General features: G+C 64.2%; 15 protein-coding genes. 5 read left to right on the forward strand and 10 right to left on the reverse strand.

Annotation, left to right across the window (positions count from 1 at the left end):
- Positions 1-44: 44 nt before the first annotated feature.
- Positions 45-4,946: an alpha-2-macroglobulin gene (locus EGJ09_RS24905; protein WP_125925034.1), complete on the forward strand. Its 4,902-nt coding sequence runs from the start codon at positions 45-47 to the stop codon at positions 4,944-4,946.
- A 163-nt stretch (positions 4,947-5,109) separates the two neighbouring features.
- On the opposite strand, the gene EGJ09_RS24910 is transcribed toward EGJ09_RS24905, so the two are convergent.
- Positions 5,110-5,403 (reverse strand): hypothetical protein, encoded by a 294-nt coding sequence (locus EGJ09_RS24910; RefSeq protein WP_046787853.1) that lies wholly within the window; start codon positions 5,401-5,403, stop codon positions 5,110-5,112.
- 77 nt (positions 5,404-5,480) lie between these two features.
- Between EGJ09_RS24910 and pbpC the strand changes: the two genes are divergently transcribed.
- On the forward strand, positions 5,481-7,835 hold the full coding sequence (gene pbpC / locus EGJ09_RS24915) for a peptidoglycan glycosyltransferase PbpC (protein WP_125925035.1): 2,355 nt from the start codon (positions 5,481-5,483) through the stop codon (positions 7,833-7,835).
- A 92-nt stretch (positions 7,836-7,927) separates the two neighbouring features.
- The gene (locus EGJ09_RS24920) at positions 7,928-9,586 is read left to right on the forward strand and encodes a ShlB/FhaC/HecB family hemolysin secretion/activation protein (protein WP_125925036.1); all 1,659 of its coding nucleotides are present in this window, start codon (positions 7,928-7,930) and stop codon (positions 9,584-9,586) included.
- A 62-nt stretch (positions 9,587-9,648) separates the two neighbouring features.
- Here EGJ09_RS24920 and EGJ09_RS24925 read toward each other — a convergent pair whose 3' ends face one another.
- The 8 genes from EGJ09_RS24925 to EGJ09_RS24960 form a co-directional block, all read right to left on the reverse strand.
- Entirely contained in the window at positions 9,649-10,431 is a 783-nt protein-coding gene (locus EGJ09_RS24925; protein WP_218176481.1) for a response regulator transcription factor, read from the reverse strand.
- 113 nt (positions 10,432-10,544) lie between these two features.
- The gene (locus EGJ09_RS24930) at positions 10,545-11,015 is read right to left on the reverse strand and encodes an A24 family peptidase (RefSeq protein WP_039602427.1); all 471 of its coding nucleotides are present in this window, start codon (positions 11,013-11,015) and stop codon (positions 10,545-10,547) included.
- 93 nt (positions 11,016-11,108) lie between these two features.
- Complete coding sequence (locus EGJ09_RS24935) at positions 11,109-11,678, reverse strand: DUF4136 domain-containing protein (protein WP_046787856.1); 570 nt, start codon at positions 11,676-11,678, stop codon at positions 11,109-11,111.
- A gap of 19 nt (positions 11,679-11,697) precedes the next feature.
- Positions 11,698-12,333 carry a DUF4136 domain-containing protein gene (locus EGJ09_RS24940; protein ID WP_012316387.1) on the reverse strand — a complete coding sequence of 212 codons (636 nt, stop codon included), beginning with the start codon at positions 12,331-12,333 and terminating at the stop codon, positions 11,698-11,700.
- A gap of 21 nt (positions 12,334-12,354) precedes the next feature.
- Complete coding sequence (locus EGJ09_RS24945) at positions 12,355-13,104, reverse strand: methyltransferase domain-containing protein (RefSeq protein WP_012316386.1); 750 nt, start codon at positions 13,102-13,104, stop codon at positions 12,355-12,357.
- On the reverse strand, positions 13,101-13,406 hold the full coding sequence (locus EGJ09_RS24950; RefSeq protein ID WP_012316385.1) for a MazG-like family protein: 306 nt from the start codon (positions 13,404-13,406) through the stop codon (positions 13,101-13,103). The genes EGJ09_RS24945 and EGJ09_RS24950 overlap by 4 nt, the downstream gene beginning before the upstream one ends.
- Positions 13,407-13,490: 84 nt before the next feature.
- A complete protein-coding gene (locus EGJ09_RS24955; protein WP_125925038.1) occupies positions 13,491-14,342 on the reverse strand; it encodes a MaoC/PaaZ C-terminal domain-containing protein in 852 nt (283 codons plus the stop codon).
- A gap of 2 nt (positions 14,343-14,344) precedes the next feature.
- Positions 14,345-15,697, reverse strand: a complete 1,353-nt coding sequence (locus tag EGJ09_RS24960) for a 3-oxoacyl-ACP reductase (protein WP_125925039.1) — start codon at positions 15,695-15,697, stop codon at positions 14,345-14,347.
- A gap of 118 nt (positions 15,698-15,815) precedes the next feature.
- Here EGJ09_RS24960 and EGJ09_RS24965 point away from each other — a divergent pair, with 118 nt between their 5' ends.
- Together EGJ09_RS24965 and EGJ09_RS24970 are read left to right on the forward strand one after the other, a co-directional pair.
- Positions 15,816-17,093: an acetyl-CoA C-acetyltransferase gene (locus tag EGJ09_RS24965; RefSeq protein ID WP_125925040.1), complete on the forward strand. Its 1,278-nt coding sequence runs from the start codon at positions 15,816-15,818 to the stop codon at positions 17,091-17,093.
- Between the two features lie 70 nt (positions 17,094-17,163).
- Positions 17,164-17,943, forward strand: a complete 780-nt coding sequence (locus EGJ09_RS24970; RefSeq protein WP_125925041.1) for a helix-turn-helix transcriptional regulator — start codon at positions 17,164-17,166, stop codon at positions 17,941-17,943.
- A 55-nt stretch (positions 17,944-17,998) separates the two neighbouring features.
- Here EGJ09_RS24970 and EGJ09_RS27130 read toward each other — a convergent pair whose 3' ends face one another.
- Positions 17,999-18,766: a methyl-accepting chemotaxis protein gene (locus tag EGJ09_RS27130; RefSeq protein WP_371928103.1), complete on the reverse strand. Its 768-nt coding sequence runs from the start codon at positions 18,764-18,766 to the stop codon at positions 17,999-18,001.
- Positions 18,767-18,832 lie beyond the last annotated feature (66 nt).

Raw genomic sequence — 18,832 nt, forward strand, 5'->3', positions numbered from 1 at the left:
GTTGCTGCCTTCACGCATACGCTGCCGATTAGAGTCCCCACTCCATGTTCAACAAAGGATTGTTGCTGGCCTGCGCGCTGGCCCTGCTCAGTGCCTGTGATTCCTCCACGCCAGACACACCTGCCGCCACCGAAAAACCGGCGGCAAGCACCCCGGCCGAATCTGCTGCGCCCAAGCGCCAGGACCCTGCCGAACTCGCCAAACGCTACGAAGGCCGTGAGCTCAGCGTACTGGATGTTTCGGAAGTGCAGCTCGACGGCGCCAGTGCCCTCTCGGTCAGTTTTTCCGCACCGCTGGACGCCAAGCAGAACTTCGCTGCCAAGCTGCATCTGGTCGATACCGTCAAAGGCAAGGTCGACGGTGCCTGGGAGCTTGCCGACAACCAGATGGAACTGCGCCTGCGTCACCTCGAGCCGCAGCGCAAGCTTGTGTTGACCGTCGACAAGGGCCTGCTGGCTGTCAACGGCAAGCAGCTGGAAAGCGAGTCGGTGACCCGCCTGGAAACCCGCGACATGCAGCCGACCATCGGCTTCGCCAGCCGTGGCTCGCTGCTGCCTACGCGGCTGGCCGAGGGCCTGCCGGTGATTGCCCTGAACGTCGACAAGGTCGATGTCGAGTTTTTCCGGGTCAAGCCGGACATGCTCTCGACCTTCCTGGTCAACTGGGGCCGCAACAGCAGCCTCTACTACTACCAGTCCAAGGAAACCCTGGCCCTGGCCGACCTGGTCTACAGCGGCCGGTTCGACCTCAACCCGGCGCGCAATACCCGTGAGACCGTGTTGCTGCCGATCGCCGGGATCAAGCCGCTGCAGGAGCCGGGCGTATACCTGGCAGTGATGCGCGCGTCAGGAACCTACGATTATTCGCAGCCGGCGACGCTGTTCACCCTCAGCGATATCGGCGTCTCGGCCCACCGCTATCGCGACCGTCTTGACGTGTTTGCCCAGGCCCTGGAGGGCGGCAAGGCGCTCAACCAGGTAAACCTCGAACTGCATGACGACAAGGGCAAGCTGCTGGCCCAGGCCAAGACCGATGGCCAAGGCCATGCCCAGCTGCCGCTCACGGCCAAGGCCGATACCCTGATCGCGACCCAGGGTGTGCATACCACACTGCTACGCCTGAACACTGCAGCGCTGGACCTGGCCGAATTCGACATCACCGGCCCGCAGGCAAACCCGCTGCAGTTTTTTATCTTTGGCCCGCGCGACCTGTATCGCCCGGGTGAGACGGTGCTGCTCAACGGCCTGTTGCGCGACCAGGATGGCAAGCCGGTGAAGGCCCAGCCAGTCGGTGTTGAGGTACGCCGCCCGGATGAGCAGGTCAGCCGCAAGTTTGTCTGGGAGGCCGATGCCAACGGCCTTTATCAGTACCAGTTGCAACTGGCTACAGAAGCGCCGACCGGTCGTTGGCAACTGCTGCTCGACCTTGGCGGGGGGCGCAAGCAGGTCTATGAGTTCCTCGTCGAAGACTTCCTTCCTGAACGCCTGGCGCTTGAACTGAAGGGCAGCAGCACACCGCTCTCGCCCAAAGAAACGGCGCAGGTCCAGGTCCATGGCCGGTACCTCTACGGTGCGCCGGCGGCGGGCAATCGCCTGAGCGGCCAGGCGTACGTGCGCCCCTTGCGCGAAGCGGTACCTGCTTTGCCGGGTTATCAGTTTGGTTCGGTCACCGAAACCGAGCTGAACCAAGACCTGGAGCTGGATGAAGTGACCCTCGATCAGGCTGGCAAGGCCGTGGTCGATATCGAAAGCCGCTGGGCCGAAGCGCGCTCGCCGCTGCAGTTGACCGTGCAGGCCAGCTTGCAGGAGTCCGGTGGCCGACCGATCACCCGTCGTCTCGAACAACCGATCTGGCCCGCCGACCGCCTGCCTGGCCTGCGTGGCGTGTTCGAGGGCGAGGAAACCGACAGCGACGGCCCGGTGGAATTCGAGTTCCTGGTGGCCGACCGAGACGGCAACAAGCTCGCTGCCAGCGACCTCAAGGTACGGCTGATCCGAGAGCGCCGCGATTACTACTGGAACTACTCGCAAAGTGACGGCTGGAGCTACAACTACAACGAAAAATTCCTCACTCAGAGTGAGCAAAGCGTCAATGTACAAGCGGGCTCTACTGCCAAGCTGACCTTCCAGGTCGAGTGGGGACCTTACCGCGTCGAGGTGGAAGACCCACAGACTGGCCTGGTGTCCAGCGAACGCTTCTGGGCGGGGTATCGCGCCCAGGACAATGCCGAAGGCGGCGCAGTGCGCCCCGACCAGGTCAAGCTGGCGCTGGACCAGCCGGCTTACGCTGATGGCGCTACTGCCAAGGTCACGGTAACCCCGCCAGCTGCCGGCAATGGCTACCTGATGATCGAATCCAGCGATGGCCCGCTGTGGTGGCAGGAGATCGACGTCCCCGCCGAAGGCAAGACCTTCGATGTGCAACTGGACAAGCAGTGGGCTCGCCACGACCTGTACATCAGTGCCTTGGTGATCCGCCCGGGTGAGCGCAAGGCCAATGCCACGCCCAAGCGTGCCGTCGGTGTGCTACACCTGCCGCTGGGCCGCGCCGAGCGCAAGCTGGCGGTCAGCCTGCAGGCACCGGAAAAAATGCGCCCCAAGCAACCCCTGACGGTCAGGATCAAGGCCACCAATGCCGATGGCAGTATTCCTAAACAGGCCCATGTGCTGTTGTCTGCTGTGGATGTGGGCATCCTCAACATCACCGACTTCAAGACCCCTGACCCATACGCCAGCCTGTTCGGCCGCAAGGCCTATGGCGCCGACCAGCTGGACATCTATGGCCAACTGATCGAAGCCGGTCAGGGGCGCCTGGCCAGCCTGGCCTTCGGCGGTGACGCAGCCATGGCCAAGGGTGGCAAGCGCCCCAACACCACGGTCACCATCGTTGCCCGGCAGAGTGTGCCGGTGACCCTGAACGAGCAGGGCGAGGGCGAGGCGAGCGTCGATATTCCCGACTTCAATGGCGAACTGCGGTTGATGGCCCAGGCCTGGACCGAGGACCACTTCGGCATGGCCGAGGGCAAGACCGTGGTGGCGGCCCCGCTGATTGCCGAACTCTCGGCGCCGCGCTTCCTTGCCGGTGGCGACCGCACCAGCCTGGCGCTGGACCTGGCCAACCTTTCCGGCCTGGCCCAGCAGCTGACTGTCGATATCAGCACCGAGGGGCAGGTGAGCCTGGCAATGAGCGCCCAGCAGCGTGTTGCCCTGGCCGAGGGCCAGCGCACCACCCTGATGATCCCGGTGCAGGCGCAGGGTGGCTTGGGCCAGGGCAAGGTGCATGTGCGGGTCAATGGCCTGCAGTTGCCAGGCGAGCCGCAAAACATCTTTGAACGTGAATGGACGCTGGGCGTACGCCCGGCGTACCCGGCCGTGCTCAAGCATTACCGCGTGGCCCTCAAGGACCAGCCCTGGACGCTGCCTGAAGCCGACCTGGCAGCATTCGAACCGGCCGGGCTGGAAGCCAGCCTGGCGCTGTCGAGCCGCCCGCCACTTAACCTGGCCGAGCAGATCCGTGCCCTCGAAGCCTACCCCTACGGTTGCCTGGAACAGACCACCAGCGGCCTGTACCCCTCGCTGTACGCCGATGCGCAGAGTCTCAAGCGCCTGGGGATCAAGGGCGAGCCGGCCGAGGTGCGCAAGCGCAAGATCGAAATGGGCATCGAACATCTGCTGGGAATGCAGCGCTACAACGGCAGCTTCGGGCTGTGGAGTTCTGACAGCGAGGAGGAGTACTGGCTGACCGCCTATGTCACCGACTTCCTGCTCAGGGCCCGTGACCAAGGCTATGGTGTGCCGGCCGAGGCGCTGAAGAAAGCCAATGAACGCCTGCTGCGCTACTTGCAGGAGCGTAACCTGATCGAGGTCGACTACAGCGAGAACGCCGAACACACCCGCTTTGCCGTGCAGGCCTACGCTGCGCTGGTACTTTCGCGCAGCCAGCAGGCTCCGCTGGGTGCCTTGCGCAGCCTGTTCGAACGGCGCGCCGATGCGCGCTCCGGCCTGCCGCTGGTACAACTGGCGGTGGCGCTGGACAAGATGGGCGACAAGCCGCGTTCGCAGGAGGCATTGCAAGCAGGCCTGGGTATCAGCCGCAGCAAAGGCTGGATGGCCGATTACGGCAGCAGCCTGCGTGACCAGGCATTGATCCTGGCGTTGCTGCAGGAGAGTGATCTGGCCAGCAACCAGGTCGATCAGCGGTTGTTCGCGCTGTCTGATGAGCTGGCCGCCAACCGTTGGCTGTCGACGCAGGAGCGTAATGCGCTGTACCTGGCCGGGCGTGGCTTGCTCGATAAGCCTGAGAGCCCGTGGAAGGCGCGCCTGGACAGTGCCGGTGAGGTGCGGGAGTTCAGCAATGGCGACGCTGGCATGAAGCTCGAAGGCCCACTGTTGGCCTCGCCGCTGAGTGTGCAGAACGAAGGTAGTGAAACTGTCTACCAGCAACTGACCCTCTCGGGCTATCCACGTCAGGCGCCTGCCGCAGGCGGCAACGGCATGGAGATCCGCCGTGAATACCTGGGCATGAACGGCCAGGTACTGGACCTGCACAACGTGCGCAGCGGTGACCTGGTGCTGGTGCATCTGGCGCTCAAGACCACGGAGCGGGTTCCGGATGCGCTGGTGGTCGACCTGTTGCCGGCGGGCCTGGAGCTGGAGAACCAGAACCTGGCGCAGAGCGCTGCCAGCCTGAACAATGCCAGCAGCGCAGTGAAGCAGTGGCGTGAGTCGATGCAAAACGCCAGCGTGGTGCATCAGGAATACCGTGATGACCGGTATGTGGCGGCGCTCAAGCTCGACGGCTATGGCACCACTCACCTGTTGTATCTGGCGCGAGCGGTGACCCCGGGCACCTACCGTATACCGCCGCCGCAAGTGGAGTCGATGTACCGGCCGAACCTGCAGGCGGTGGGCGATGGGCAGGGTGAGATGACGGTCAAATCAAGGTAGGGCACGCTGCTCTTTTGTAGGAGCGGCCTTGCGTCGCGAAAGGGCCTCATAGAGGCCCCAGACCAGCAACTCTGGTGAACAAGAAGTATCGTGTGTGCCGTTTTTGCGGCCGCTGCGCGCCCGATCGCGACGCAAGGCCGCTCCTACAATTGACGGTGCACGCTCAATGAATCACCCAGCTCATCACCCACAACCCCAGCACCAGCCAGATGATCCCGAGGATGATCGAGGCGCGCATGAAGGCGCGGATTGCCGAGTACAGCAGCAGCAGGCCGACGATCAGGGCAAGGATGCTGACCAGTGAGGTGTCCATGCCCAGTGTGCGCGCAAGGCCATCAATGAAGTTGCCCCCGGCGTTGGCCAGCAGGTTGAACAGGCCGCCCAAGGCGTCGACGATGAAGCGGATCAACGAACCCAGTGCCTGGCCAAGCCACTCGAAAAAACCTTCTACATGCATAGTTGCTTCCTGATGTACGAATCGGCGAGGTTGCCGTCCCCAAGCCTTTGGCCATTACCTGGCCCGGTCGGTTCCCGATGCCTAGCTTAGCGCGACCGCGCACGCGTGCGGCAAGGATCCTGCGCGCCAGCGTGATGGCGCTGGTGGGCATCGCCGGCCTGTTGTGGCTGGCTGACCGTATCTGGCCATTGCCCATGCCGGCAGATGATCTGGCGCGGGTCGTGCTGGCCGAAGACGGCACGCCCTTGTGGCGCTTCGCCGATGCCGAGGGCGTGTGGCGCTACCCGGTCAGCCCCAAAGAGGTTTCGCCTTTGTACCTGCAGGCGCTGCTGACCTATGAGGACCGCTGGTTCTACCACCACCCAGGGGTCAACCCGCTGGCGCTGGTGCGCGCGGCATGGCTGAACGTGCGCGGCGGGCGGGTTGTTTCAGGTGGCAGCACGCTGTCGATGCAGGTTGCGCGTTTACTCGACCCGCACGAACGCACGCTGGCAGGCAAGCTGCGGCAACTGTGGCGTACGGCGCAGCTGGAATGGCACCTGTCCAAGCACGAGATTCTGCAGATCTACCTCAATCGCGCACCCTTCGGTGGCACCTTGCAGGGCGTGGCGGCGGCCAGTTGGGCCTACCTCGGCAAATCGCCGATGCACCTCACGCCTGCCGAAGCGGCGCTGCTGGCAGTGCTGCCCCAGGCACCCAGCCGGTTGCGCCCGGACCGTCACCCCGCACGCGCCCAGCGTGCGCGGGACAAGGTGCTGCAGCGCCTGGACGAGTATCAGGTGTGGCCTGCCTGGCAGATCAAGGAAGCTGCCGAAGAGCCGTTATTGCTGGCCCCGCGTAAGGAGCCAGCCTTGGCACCGCTGCTGGCGCGCCGCCTGAACACTCTCGGCAGCCCGCCGTTGATCCGCACCACGCTCGATGCCTCGTTGCAGCGGCGCCTCGAGGACCTGCTGCTGGGCTGGCGTGCCCGCTTGCCGGAACGTACCTCCGCGGCCGTGCTGGTGGTGGATGCGCAGAGCATGGCCGTGCGTGCCTACCTGGGTTCGATCGACCTTGCCGATGAGCGCCGTTTCGGCCACGTCGACATGGTCCACTCGCTGCGTTCACCGGGCTCGACCCTCAAGCCGTTCCTCTATGGCATGGCCCTGGACGACGGCCTGATCCATTCCGAATCGCTGCTGCAGGATGTACCGCGCCGCTATGGCGATTACCGGCCTGGCAACTTCTCGATGGGTTTCAGCGGCCCGGTCTCGGCCAGTTCGGCGCTGGCCTTGTCGCTCAACCTGCCGGCGGTGCAGTTGCTCGAAGCGTATGGGCCCAAACGCTTTGCCGCGCAACTGCGCATGGCCGGTATGCCGCTGGCGCTGCCGCCTTTGGCCGAGCCTAATCTGTCGTTGATCCTCGGTGGCGCAGGCAGCCGCCTGGAGGAGCTGGTGGGTGGTTATGCGGCATTGGCCCGTGGCGGCAACAGTGCACGGGTGCGTCTGCAACCGCAGGATCCGCTGCTGGAGCGGCGTCTGCTGTCGCCGGGGGCGGCGTGGATCATCCGGCGTATTCTCAGCGGCCAGGCGCGGCCGGACCGTGACCCGCACGCGCAGTTGGTGCAACGCCCGCAGTTGGCCTGGAAAACGGGTACCAGCTATGGCTTTCGTGATGCCTGGTCGATCGGCGTCGGGCCGCGTTATCTGATTGGCGTGTGGATTGGCAGGCCCGACGGCACCCCAGTGCCCGGCCAGTTCGGCCTGGCTTCGGCGGCGCCGCTGATGCTGCAGATTCACGACCTGCTGACCAACCGTGACAGCCAGCGGGGCCTTGGCGTGCCGGTCGAACAGGTGCCCGCCAGCATTGGCGTGGCCGCGATCTGCTGGCCGCTGGGCCAGCCCATGAACTGGCAAGACCCCAACTGCAGGCGCCAGCGCTTTGCCTGGACACTCGACGGCACCACCCCGCCGACCCTGCAGGCAGCCGATCAACCGCTTGGGCTGGGTTTGCGTGAGCAGGTCTGGGTCAACGCGCAGGGGCTGCGGGTGGATGGCTCGTGCCCAGGTGCCCACGCGCGCGATGTCGCCCTTTGGCCGGCCCCGCTCGAGCCTTGGCTGGCGCGGGTCGAGCGGCGTGCGGCGCGGCTGCCGGCGGTGGACCCAAGCTGCCCGCCGCAGGTACCTGCCACGGCACCGCCCCTGTCCATCGTCGGTGTACGCCCAGGCGACAACCTGCGCCGCCCGGCCACCAGCAGCGAGCCGTTGCAACTGCAGGTTTCGGCCCTGGGTGGGGGTGGGCGGCGCTGGTGGTTCCTCAACGGCCAGCCCCTTGGCCAGACCGAGGGCCAGGGCAGCATGCGGGTGCGCTTTGAGCAGGCCGGGCAGATCGAGCTCAGCGCACTCGATGAGAGCGGTGAAACCGCGCGGGTGGCGTTCCAGGTCAGCGATTAGCCGTTCGACGTTTGCCGGGGCAGCACCTACGCTTGCTGGTGATGGGTGTGGCCGGCCGACGCCCCGGCGCCCAAGGGATCGTGGAGCGTCCTATGCGTCTTGCGGTCGTGCCCCTGTTACTGCTGACCTGGGCCAGCCTGGCCCTTGCCGAGCCGTTGCCGGCTTTTCTCGATACCCATGAATACGAGCGCCGCCTGCCCACCGCCAACCTGCCGGTAGATACCTATCGCCCCGTTACCCCGGCGCTGCATGTCGTGTTACCTGCTGCACCCGAGAGCTTGCCGTCAGATGCCCGATTCGTGCTGCACAAGGTGCGCTTCGAGGGCGGTACGGTTTACCCGCTGAGTGAATTGCGTGAGCACTATCAAGCATTGATTGGGCACGAGATCTCCTTGGGTGATCTGCAGCAATTCACTGAGCGACTGACCCAGCGTTACCAGCATGATGGCTACCCGCTGTCGTATGCCTACCTGCCACCTCAGGACTTTGCCGATGGCCGTGTGCATGTGGTGCTGGTGGAAGGGTACATCCAGGACTATGAACTGCTGGGTGATATCGGCCCGCCCGCGCTCTACCTCAAGCAGGTGACAGGACGCCTGCTCGCCGAGCGGCCACTGACCCAGGAAACGCTCGAGCGCTATGTCGGCGCGGTGCAGCGGCTACCGGGTATCAATGTGAAGGCTGAAGTGGCGGTGGGGCCGGCCCCTGAAGACGCGAACCGTCTGAAAATACGTGCGTGGCGCAGGCCAGTTGATGCTGGCGTGACCCTGAGTGACGGCAGCCGCGGGGACCTGCAGGCGCTGTTCAAAATCTCCAGCAATGGCCAGACACGCTTTGCCGAGCAACTGACTGCGAGCTTTCTGCTGCCGGCCGGTGACGAACACGTTGATTACCAGCGCCTTGATTACAGCCAGCCTCTGGACGCTCACGGCAACCAATTGCTGCTAGGCGCTGCACGGTACCGCAGTGAGCCGCGTACTCGTGTCCGGCTGGATGGCGGTGCCGACATCAATCAGCGCCTTGAGAGCGAGCGTTATTCTATCGGCCTCGGCCAGCCCCTGATGATTGCACCGAACGAATGGGTGAACGTGGCCGGGCGTTTTTATTCGGTCGGCGAGCACATTGAGTATCGGGCGGGCGGCTTACCCGAGTACGACACCTATGTTCGCGCGCTGTCATTCGAAGGCGACTGGCGCAAGGCAGATCCCGGTCGCCTGCGCATCGCCAGCGCTGGGGTCTATCAGGGTATGGACTACCTGGGGGCGCGTAGCGATGCGGACTACGACATGGACTTTCTGCGCTTTCGGATCGCCGGGCTGCAGAGCGACCAACTGTCTGAAAAGTGGCAGGGCGTCGTGTCGGCCGCAGTGCACTGGAGTGACTACAGGCTGCCCGACGGTGAGCGAGCGGTGTTTGGCGGGCAGCGTTTCGGCCGCGGCTACCCGAGCGACCAGGCCTCAGGTGACAAGGGCTGGGGTGTGGCTTACGAGCTCAACTACAGCATTATGGCTGGCCGTGCCTGGTTGCAACGGGTGCAGCCCTATGCGGTGCTCGATGCGGCGCACGCCTGGTACAACGGCGGGCCTTTCGAGGATGCGCACCTTAGTTCGGTAGCGCTGGGCGTGCGCCTGGCAGGCGGGCGATATGGCAATGTGGCGCTGGAGGTGGCCAAGCCGCTGGCGGATGTGGCACTGGACAGCCTGAACCGCCGGCCTCGGCTGATGCTGAGCGTCAGCTATCAGCTGGATTGAGCGTCGGGTCTTCAGGCCCTATCGGCGGCTGCCGGTGACAGGGCCTGTGAAGACCGTTTCACTCAATGGGTGGTGAACCGCTGGTGCACCGGCGACGAACTGGGTGTCAACGCAAGCGCCAGTTGCGTGCGGTTGTGCATATGGGTCAGTCGCAACACCTGCGAAACGTACAGTTTCACGGTGTTTTCGGTGATCCCGAGCTCGCAGGCAATCTGGTAGTTGGTCTTGCCTTTGCTCACCAGCCGGGCCACTTCCAGCTGGCGTGGTGAGAGCTTCTCGAACGCGGCGGGCAGATCGCTCTCGCCCTCTTCGACATCGCTGGCGCGGCGGTGGACGCCCTGGCCCCGCGCTTTCTCCAGGTCCTGGTAAAGCTCATCGATGCAGCCCGCCAGGTCTTGCAACCGTTTGTTGAGACTGCCCAGGTTCTGGAAGTTGGATTTGCGCTCCAGCAAAACCTGCTCCTGGCGACGCACGCCTTCCAGCAGTTCGTCGAGGTCAACGGGTTTTTGGTAGTAATCAGCGAAGCCTTCGCGCAGCGCACGAATCACGTCCTGCTTGTCGGCTCGGCCAGTGAGCATGATCGCTTCGAACACGCGCTGGCGCCCGGCAATTTCCTTCAACGCCCTCACCAGTTCAATGCCATCGCGCTCGGGCATGTGCAGGTCGCACAGCACCAGGCCAATGGATTCATCTGCCACATAGCGCTCGATGGCTTCGTCTGTTGAATGCGCGGCCACGCAATGGTGGCCATGATTTTCGAGATACTCACACAACTGTTCGACGATCAGGGGCTGGTCATCGACCACCAGAACCTTCACCTCGCTGAATGACTTGTTCACGATCAACTCCCTGTTCCTAAGCGGCCCTGCTCCCGGGCCAGACGCTCTGGCAGCTTAACCATAGACGCTGCTTGCGAACCTGTACAACGCATGTACAAGTTATCGGACAACGGGACTGATTATTGGATCCATACCGCTGTGAGCAGAAAGCCGGCCAGCACATAAGGCACGAAGGCTTGTTTGTCGCCCATTTGTTCGGTGAGCGCCTGCAGCCGCTTCTTTACCTTGGGGTTGAACAGGGTCCACAGGCGGCGGCGAGTCAGCAGCCACAGCAACACGCTGACGCCGGCACCGATAAAGGTCCCCAGCACATACTGATGACTGGTCGCCAACGCCAGGGCGCCCATCAGCTTGACGTCGTCAGCGCCGAAGTGGCCGAGCATGTAGCCGGGCAAGGTCAATAGCATGACGATGGCCAATGCCCAGCCGGCATCGCTGGCGTCGGCGCCAATCCAGGTGTGGCCGGTGAAGAACAGCCAGATCAGCGCACAGGCTGCTACGCCCAAGGTCAGGACATCGGCGATCTGGCGTTCGCGAATATCCTGTTCAGTGCACAAGGCAAGCCACATCAGCAGAACAATGCTTTGCATTGGCAGGTCGATCCTTATTCGTTGAACACGTCTACCCGTTCAGCAGGTTTATCAACAGGGTAGACGCGATCTGACGAACGGGCTATGCCATGCTCATTTGGCCCTGCCTGGCGGGTAATTGCCCAGTACCTGGCCAACGGTCTTCTGGATGGCGCTGTTGCGTTCCTCAGGGCTGGGCGGGTAGTTGTTCATGATCTGCTCTGCACTGCCGCGCCAGACCAGCTTGCCGTCGCGGCCATCGAACATGTCGACCTGGATGGTCGCTACCTTGTAATCGACGCTACGGGTTTCGTTGTACATCGGCCCGCCCCAATAGCCACCCCAATAACCGCCCCAGCCACCACCGTAGTTGGTGGTGATCTGCTGCTGGCGTTGTTCGACGATCAGGTAGGCACGCACAGTGACATCAGGTTGGGCATTGCCTTGTGCCGGGCGCAGGCCGCGCTGGTCGAGCTGGTCGGCGACGGCCTGGCGGATCCGCTGTTCGGTGAGGTCGCTCTTGATACGCGGGTCATCCGGGCGGTAGTGCAGGGCCGGCTCTTGCCATGCCCAGCTGCGGTACGCGGCAAAGTCTCGGCTGGCGTCGAAATCCTGCTGGACGTTGTTGCTGGAGCAGGCGGCAAGCAACAGCACGAATGACAGTAGAACGAAGCGACGCAACATGATGGTTCTCCGTTAGGCATTAACTGGGAGGATAGCCGCTGAGTGCCTTGTGTACCGATTCGCGCAATGCGCTTTCGCGGTCACGCGGCGAGCTTTTGTCACTGCCGCTTTCAGCGCTCGCGCTCCACACCGGCTGGCCGTTGCGGGCGTCGAACAGGTCGATGCGCACCACCATCACTTCAACTTCGTAAGTGCGTACGATCGGCACGCTGCCATAGGCGCCGTAACCGTTGCGGTAACCGCCGAAACCGACACCGCCGTAGGGGGCGGGGCCGTAGTAGGGGTCGTAGTAATCATAGTCGCGTACCTGGCGCAAACGCCGCTCCAGGCGCATGTCGGCACTGACCAGCAAGTCGCCGGTCGCGCCCCTGGCCGGGCGCAGTCCATGCTGGTCGAGGGCGCCACTGACGGCATCGGCCAGTTGCCCCGGGTCGGCGTCGGCAGTGCCGCTTGGCAACTGGCCGTCGCGCCAGCTCCAGCTGCGGTAACGGCCATAGTCACGCGGTGGGGCCGGGTAGGCACTGGCGTCGAAGGTGCTGGCCGCCTGCGCGGGGGCCGGCGGCAAGGGGCGGCTGCTGGCAACGTACGGGTTGCTGCCCTGACAGGCGCTGAGGGCAAGCGGGAGCAAGGCCAGGCACAGCAGGCGGTACGGCATGAAATCCTCCCGGCGGGTGGGTCAGCGAGGGCGGCACATCCAGTGCAGGTAGCGGCCAAGCCCGGCAAAGCTCGGGTGGCGGCGGTGGGCCAGTTCCATTTCCAGCAGGTCGAGCATCTCGGCCTTGGCCTGGAATTCCCTGGGCATGTAGTCGTGGAAAACTCGCACGCCACTCTCGGTTTCGACCTGCCACAGAGGATCAAGTTGCACCTTGAGCTCACGTGGATCAAGCGGTTTCTGCGGGGTGAGGCTCTGTTTTTCACCTTCCAGGCGGTTGCTGCGCAACTTGCGGAAATGGCCTTTGAGCAGGTTGCGATAAACCAGCGCATCCCGGTTGTAGAAGGCCAGGGACAACCACCCGCCAGGTGCGGTCAGTTGGTGCAGCACTGGCAGGATGCTCTCTGGCTCGGCCAGCCATTCGAGCACGGCGTGGCACAGCACCAGATCGTAGGGCTCGGTGAGCTGACCGAGCAGGTCCTGCCATGGCGCCTGGATGAACGTGGCGGTCTGGCCGGCATCGGCAAAGCGCGTGCGGGCACCTTCGAGCATGGGTGCGGCCGGCTCGGCCAGGGTCAGTTGGTGACCGCGCTCGGCCAGCCATAAAGCCATGTGGCCGAGCCCGGCTCCGATGTCGAGTACCCGCAGCGGGCGGTCGGGGAGGGCATCGGCCAGGTCGGCCTGCAGTACGGCCAGGCGGATCGCGCCTTTGGCGCCGCCATAGATCTTCTCGGCGAAGCGAGTGGCCAGCTCATCGAAGTGACGGTCGTTCATCGGGCGAAGCGCCTTTCGGTGTCGGCCAGCTTGGCCCGTACCACCTGCTCCATGTCCAGGCCCAGTTCGCTGCACAGCAGCAGCAGGTAGAGAATGACGTCACCTACCTCTTGGCCGGCGTGGGCGAGCTTGTCCGCAGGCAGTTGGCGCGATTCGTCTTCGCTGAGCCATTGGAAGATTTCCACCAGCTCGGCCATTTCCACGCTGGCGGCCATGGCCAGGTTCTTCGGGCTGTGGAAGCCGCGCCAGTCGTTGTTGTCACGGATCTGGTGCAGGCGTTGAGTGAGTTCTTGCAGGTTCATTGCGGTTCTCCTAGTGCCGCATAGCTTCCGTGCAGCCCCAATGCAAAGCAAGAGGATTCAAGGGGCCAAAGCAGCCTGCGGTCTTCAGAGCGAACCCCAGCGCCCGACCATGTGCAGCAGTTCACCATGCCCATCCAGGCGCAGCTCACCGGCAGGGCCGGCGGCGCTGGCACTCAATACCACCTCCGAGGGCAACCGCACTGGCTTGCGGAAATCCACTTCAAAGGCATACCCGCTGCCTGGCAGGTGCCCACGCAGCGCTGCCAGCGCCATGGCCTTGCTCCACATGCCATGGGCGATCGCCCTGGGGAAGCCGAACAACCGGGCACTTGTGGCGCTCAGATGAATCGGGTTGTAGTCGCCACAGACTTTGGCGTAGCGCCGGCCAATATCGCTGTCGGCGTACCAGCGGGTCGTTTCAGGCAAAGGCTGCGGTTCGCTTTCCTCGCTTTCTTCAGGCTGCCCTTCAAGTTTCAAGCCGCGCACCAGCATGCGGCTGGTTTCGCGCCACAAAAGGCCAAGGCCATCCTCGGCTTCGGTGATCAGGTCGAATGTGCCGCCTTTGGCATGTGGCTGCAGGTTGTCGGCATGCACCGCAAAGTGCAGCCCGTCGATACCACCCAGGGGGCGCAGCACCTCGATGCGGTTGTGCAGGTGTACCAGGCCCAGCAGCGGGAAAGGGAAGCCGTGGGCGGTCAGCAACTGCAACTGCAGGTTAAACGCCATGATATGGGGGTAGGTGCCCGGCAAGCGGGCGTCATCGGTGAAGTGGCACAGATTGCGGTACGCCGCGAGATTGCCGGGCTGTATAGGGATGAAGCAGCGCAGGCCATCGGCTGGCAGGGCGTGGCCGCTGATCTTGCGTTTGCTGGCCGCGCGCAGATAAAGGCTTGCGCGTGAGTCGGGGCTGTTCAGGTCATGCCAGTGCCGGTTCATGTTCAAGCTCCCATCAATGCCTGGCCACAGACCCGCAGCGCTTGGCCATTCACCGCGCCGGAACCGGGCTGGCTGAGCCAGGCGATGGCCTCGGCGACATCCTGCGGGCGCCCGCCCTGGCCCAGCGAGCTCAGGCGCCTCCCGGCTTCACGCAGGCCCATGGGCATGGCGGCGGTCATGTGCGTCTCGATAAAACCGGGGGCCACGGCATTGATGCTGCCACCTTGCCCGGCCAGCTTGGGTGCCCAGGCCTGGGCAAAACCGATCAGCCCGGCCTTGCTTGCGGCATAGTTGGCCTGGCCGCGGTTGCCGGCGATGCCGCTGACCGAGGCCAGCAGAGTGATGCGTGCGTCTGCGCCCAGGGCGCCGCCTTCATACAGCGCCTGGGTCAGTACCTGGGGTGCTTTGAGGTTGACCGCCATGACGGCGTCCCAGTAATCGGGGGTCATGTTGGCGAGGGTCTTGTCCCGGGTGATGCCGGCGTTGTGCACGACGATATCGATGCCATCAGGCAAGGCCTGGAGCAGTTGCGCGGCTGCGTCACTGGCACAGATGTCCAGCCCCAGCGCCTTGCCACCCAGGCGGGCGGCGAGTGCATCGAGGTCTTGCTGGGCCTGCGGCACGTCCAGCAGCATCACCTCGGCACCATCACGTGCCAAGGTTTCGGCAATGGCGGCGCCGATCCCGCGTGCAGCGCCAGTGACCAATGCCCGGCGCCCGGCGAGCGGCCGCGTCCAGTCTTCGACCTGGCTGGCACAGGCCTGCAAGCGCAGCACCTGGCCGGAAATGAATGCGCTCTTGGGTGACAGGAAGAAGCGCAAGGCGCCTTCGAGCTGGCCATCGGCAGCTTCATCCACGTACAACAGCTGCGCCGTCGCACCGTTACGCAATTCCTTGGCCAGCGAGCGGCTGAAACCCTCCAGGGCACGCTGGGCGACGCTGGCCAGCGGGTTGTCGATGCCTTCCGGTGCGCGCCCGAGTATGACCACATGGGCGCAGGGTGCCAGGCTGCGCAGCAACGGCTGGAAGAATTCGCGCAACTGCTTCAGCTCATCGCTGTCGGACAGATGACTGGCATCGAACACCACGGCCTTGAGCTTGGGCCCCAGGCCAGCCACCCAGGCGGGAGCCTGCAGGCTTACACCATTGAAGCTGTAGCATTCGTCGGTCAGGCGTGGAGCGATGGCTTCGACCTGATTTGCCAGAGGCCCACCGCCGATGACCAGTGCGCCCTCCACCGGGCGCAGGCGGCCGGCCTGCCAGCGTTCCAGCGGTGCCGGGCGTGGCAGCCCGAGGGCATCGACGAAGCGGCGGCCGAGGTTGGAGTTGGCAAAGCCGAGATAGCGGTCGCTCATGTGCGGGTCTCCCTGAAGGCAAGCATTGAAGTGTGGACCAACTTTGTGAAGAGGTCGTTCGAATGCGGCAAAAACACCTAGGCTGTTCGGATCGAATTGTTTCAGGAGGAATCTACGCATGCGTTCACTTCGCCGGGTCGCGATTCTGGGCGGCAACCGAATCCCTTTCGCCCGCTCCAACGGTGCCTACGCCACTGTCAGCAACCAGGCGATGCTCACGGTCACGCTGGAGGGCCTGACAGAACGCTACCGCCTGCACGGTTTGCGCCTGGGTGAAGTAGTGGCCGGTGCGGTGCTCAAGCATTCGCGCGACATGAGCCTGACCCGCGAATGCGTGCTCGGTTCGCGGCTGTCGCCGCAGACACCGGCCTACGATATTCAGCAGGCGTGCGGTACCGGGCTGGAGGCTGCCCTGCTGGTGGCCAACAAGATTGCCCTCGGGCAGATCGACAGCGGTATCGCCGGTGGCGTCGACACCACATCCGATGCCCCGATCGGGGTCAATGAGGGGTTGCGGCGCATCTTGCTGCAGGCCAACCGCGGCAGGACTCTGGGCGAGCGTTTGAAGCCCTTCCTACAGTTGCGCCCGGGCCATCTCAAGCCCGAGCTGCCACGCAATGGCGAGCCGCGTACCGGGTTGTCGATGGGCGAACACTGCGAGCGCATGGCCCAGGCCTGGCAGATCGGTCGCGCCGAGCAGGATGAGCTGGCTCTGCTTAGCCATCAGCATCTGGCAGCGGCCTACGCCGAGGGTTGGCAGGATGACCTGCTGACACCGTTTCTGGGCCTTACGCGCGACAACAACCTGCGGCCGGACTTGACCCTTGCGCAGTTGAGCAAGCTCAAGCCCGCGTTCGACCGCAGTGGCTTGGGCACACTCACAGCAGGCAATTCCACACCGCTGACCGATGGTGCGTCGCTGGTGCTGCTGGGCACAGAGGAGTGGGCGCAGGCACAGGGCCTGCCGGTGCTGGCCTATCTGGTCGATGGCGAGACTGCTGCGGTGGACTTCGTCAAGGGCCAGGAAGGGCTGCTGATGGCGCCGGCCTATGCGGTGCCGCGGCTTCTGGCGCGCAATGGCCTTACCCTGCAAGACTTCGATTACTACGAGATCCATGAGGCATTTGCTGCCCAGGTGCTGTGCACGCTCAAGGCCTGGGAGAGTGCCGAGTTCTGCCGCGAGCGGCTGGGGCTGGATGCCCCCCTGGGTGCGATCGATCGGAGCAAGCTCAACGTCAAAGGCAGCTCATTGGCGGCAGGGCACCCGTTTGCGGCGACCGGGGGGCGGATCCTGGCAAACCTCGCCAAACTGCTGGCGACGGCAGGGAAGGGGCGAGGCTTGATTTCGATCTGCGCGGCGGGCGGGCAAGGGGTGACAGTGATCGTCGAGCGGTAACTGCCTGAAGGGCTGCAGGGTCGCGATGGCGGGTGTTAGGCTTGTCTGGTCAGAACTACAAGAACTCACCATGCCGATTATAGGACACCCCCGCGCCATCCCTGCCCTGGTCCATTTGCCCAGGCCGCTCTATGCCCGTGCTGAAAGCTTGGGGGCCGGCTCCTGGACCACCCGCCACAGCCACGACTGGGTGCAGTTTTCCTATGCGATCAGCGGCGTGCTGGGTGTCTACACGCGTGATGGCAGCTATTTCGCGCCGCCGCAGTGGGGCGTGTGGATCCCTGCCGACGCCGAACATGAAGTGGTGACGTCCGGGCGGGCGGAAATGCGCAGCCTGTACATTCGCCGCGACGCTTGCCCGTGGGCTTCGGCGCAGTGCCGGGTATTGGAAGTGACCCCGCTGGCGCGTGAGTTGATAAAGCAGTTTTGCGTGTTCCCGCCGCACTATCCCGAAGGCGACAGCGTGGAAGGCCGCTTGGTCTCGGTGCTGCTCGACCAGCTTCGTACGTTGCCTGAAGTGGGGTTTTCCCTGCCACTGCCACGGCATACAGGCTTGCTGGCGCTGTGCAACGGCCTGATAGCCGCGCCGGATCAGGTGCAGACCCTGCAGCAGTGGGCCCGCCAACTGCAGTGCTCGGAGAAGACCCTCATGCGCCTTTTTCAGCGAGAGACGGGCTTGAGTTTTCGCAACTGGCGTCAACGCATGCGGCTATTGTCGTCGCTGGCGCTGCTGGAGACGGGGGCGAGCGTGACCGAAGCGGCGCTGGGCTGTGGCTATGACTCGACGTCGGCCTATATCGCGGCCTTCAAGCAATTGTTTGGCTCGACACCGGGTGAGTTGACGTTGTAGCAGGGGTACCGGCCTCTTCCCGATAGCTCGCGAAGAGGCCGGTGCAGACAACCGGTCAGGTACGGAAGCGTCGTACCAGCGAATCCAGCTCATTGGATAACCCGGCCAGGCTTTCCGAGTCCTGCCGCGCCGCCTGAGCCAGGTCGGCCACCAGCTGCGCATCACCGTGAATCTGGCTGATATGGCGGTTGATGTCTTCGGCAACCTGGTGCTGTTCTTCCGCCGCGGTGGCGATCTGCGTGTTCATGTCGCGGATGATGTCCACCGACTCGCGTATCTGGCCAAAGCTGTCGCGGGCCAGGCCAATGCGGCTGACCGACTGCTGCGACACTTCCAGGCTGGCATGCATCTGCTCGGCCACTTCGGCGGTACGGCTGGCCAGGTTGCCAAGCAGCCCGTCGATTTCAGCAGTGGAATCGGCGGTGCGCTTGGCCAGCGCCCGGACCTCGTCGGCAACTACCGCAAACCCACGGCCCTGTTCGCCGGCGCGGGCGGCTTCGATCGCAGCATTGAGCGCCAGCAGGTTGGTCTGTTCGGCAATCGAGCGAATGGTACCGAGGATCGACTGAATGGCATTGCTGTCGCGCTCCAACTGCTGAATCGACTGCGCCGATTGCTCGATCTCCTGGCTCAGCCGGTCGACACTGCTGACGGCCGCATCGATCTGCTGTTGGCCTTCGCGGGCCTGTTGCTGGCCGCTGTCGGCCGATTGCGCGGCCTGGCTGCAGGAGCGGGCAACCTCGTTGGCGGTGGCGACCATTTCGTGGAATGCGGTGGACACCATGTCCACCGCTTCGCGCTGGCGCCCGGCGGCCTCGGCCATGTCGCTGGAGACCTGAGTAGAGCTGGTGGACGTGCTGAGGATCTTGCTCGCCGCCGCGCCGATGTG

Source organism: Pseudomonas sp. p106 (genome assembly GCF_003936645.1).
In the GTDB taxonomy this organism is placed as follows: domain Bacteria; phylum Pseudomonadota; class Gammaproteobacteria; order Pseudomonadales; family Pseudomonadaceae; genus Aquipseudomonas; species Aquipseudomonas putida_E.

Coding starts and splice junctions, on each gene's coding strand:
- EGJ09_RS24945 (WP_012316386.1), bottom strand. CDS start 13,104: ATGAACGACCGTCACTTCGATGAGCTGGCCACTCGCTTCGCCGAGAAG.
- EGJ09_RS24960 (WP_125925039.1), bottom strand. CDS start 15,697: ATGAGCGACCGCTATCTCGGCTTTGCCAACTCCAACCTCGGCCGCCGC.
- EGJ09_RS24965 (WP_125925040.1), top strand. CDS start 15,816: ATGCGTTCACTTCGCCGGGTCGCGATTCTGGGCGGCAACCGAATCCCT.
- EGJ09_RS24935 (WP_046787856.1), bottom strand. CDS start 11,678: ATGTTGCGTCGCTTCGTTCTACTGTCATTCGTGCTGTTGCTTGCCGCC.
- EGJ09_RS24970 (WP_125925041.1), top strand. CDS start 17,164: ATGCCGATTATAGGACACCCCCGCGCCATCCCTGCCCTGGTCCATTTG.
- EGJ09_RS24920 (WP_125925036.1), top strand. CDS start 7,928: ATGCGTCTTGCGGTCGTGCCCCTGTTACTGCTGACCTGGGCCAGCCTG.
- EGJ09_RS24940 (WP_012316387.1), bottom strand. CDS start 12,333: ATGCCGTACCGCCTGCTGTGCCTGGCCTTGCTCCCGCTTGCCCTCAGC.
- EGJ09_RS24950 (WP_012316385.1), bottom strand. CDS start 13,406: ATGAACCTGCAAGAACTCACTCAACGCCTGCACCAGATCCGTGACAAC.
- EGJ09_RS24905 (WP_125925034.1), top strand. CDS start 45: ATGTTCAACAAAGGATTGTTGCTGGCCTGCGCGCTGGCCCTGCTCAGT.
- pbpC (WP_125925035.1), top strand. CDS start 5,481: ATGCCTAGCTTAGCGCGACCGCGCACGCGTGCGGCAAGGATCCTGCGC.
- EGJ09_RS24910 (WP_046787853.1), bottom strand. CDS start 5,403: ATGCATGTAGAAGGTTTTTTCGAGTGGCTTGGCCAGGCACTGGGTTCG.
- EGJ09_RS24930 (WP_039602427.1), bottom strand. CDS start 11,015: ATGCAAAGCATTGTTCTGCTGATGTGGCTTGCCTTGTGCACTGAACAG.
- EGJ09_RS27130 (WP_371928103.1), bottom strand. CDS start 18,766: ATGGCCGAGGCCGCCGGGCGCCAGCGCGAAGCGGTGGACATGGTGTCC.
- EGJ09_RS24955 (WP_125925038.1), bottom strand. CDS start 14,342: ATGAACCGGCACTGGCATGACCTGAACAGCCCCGACTCACGCGCAAGC.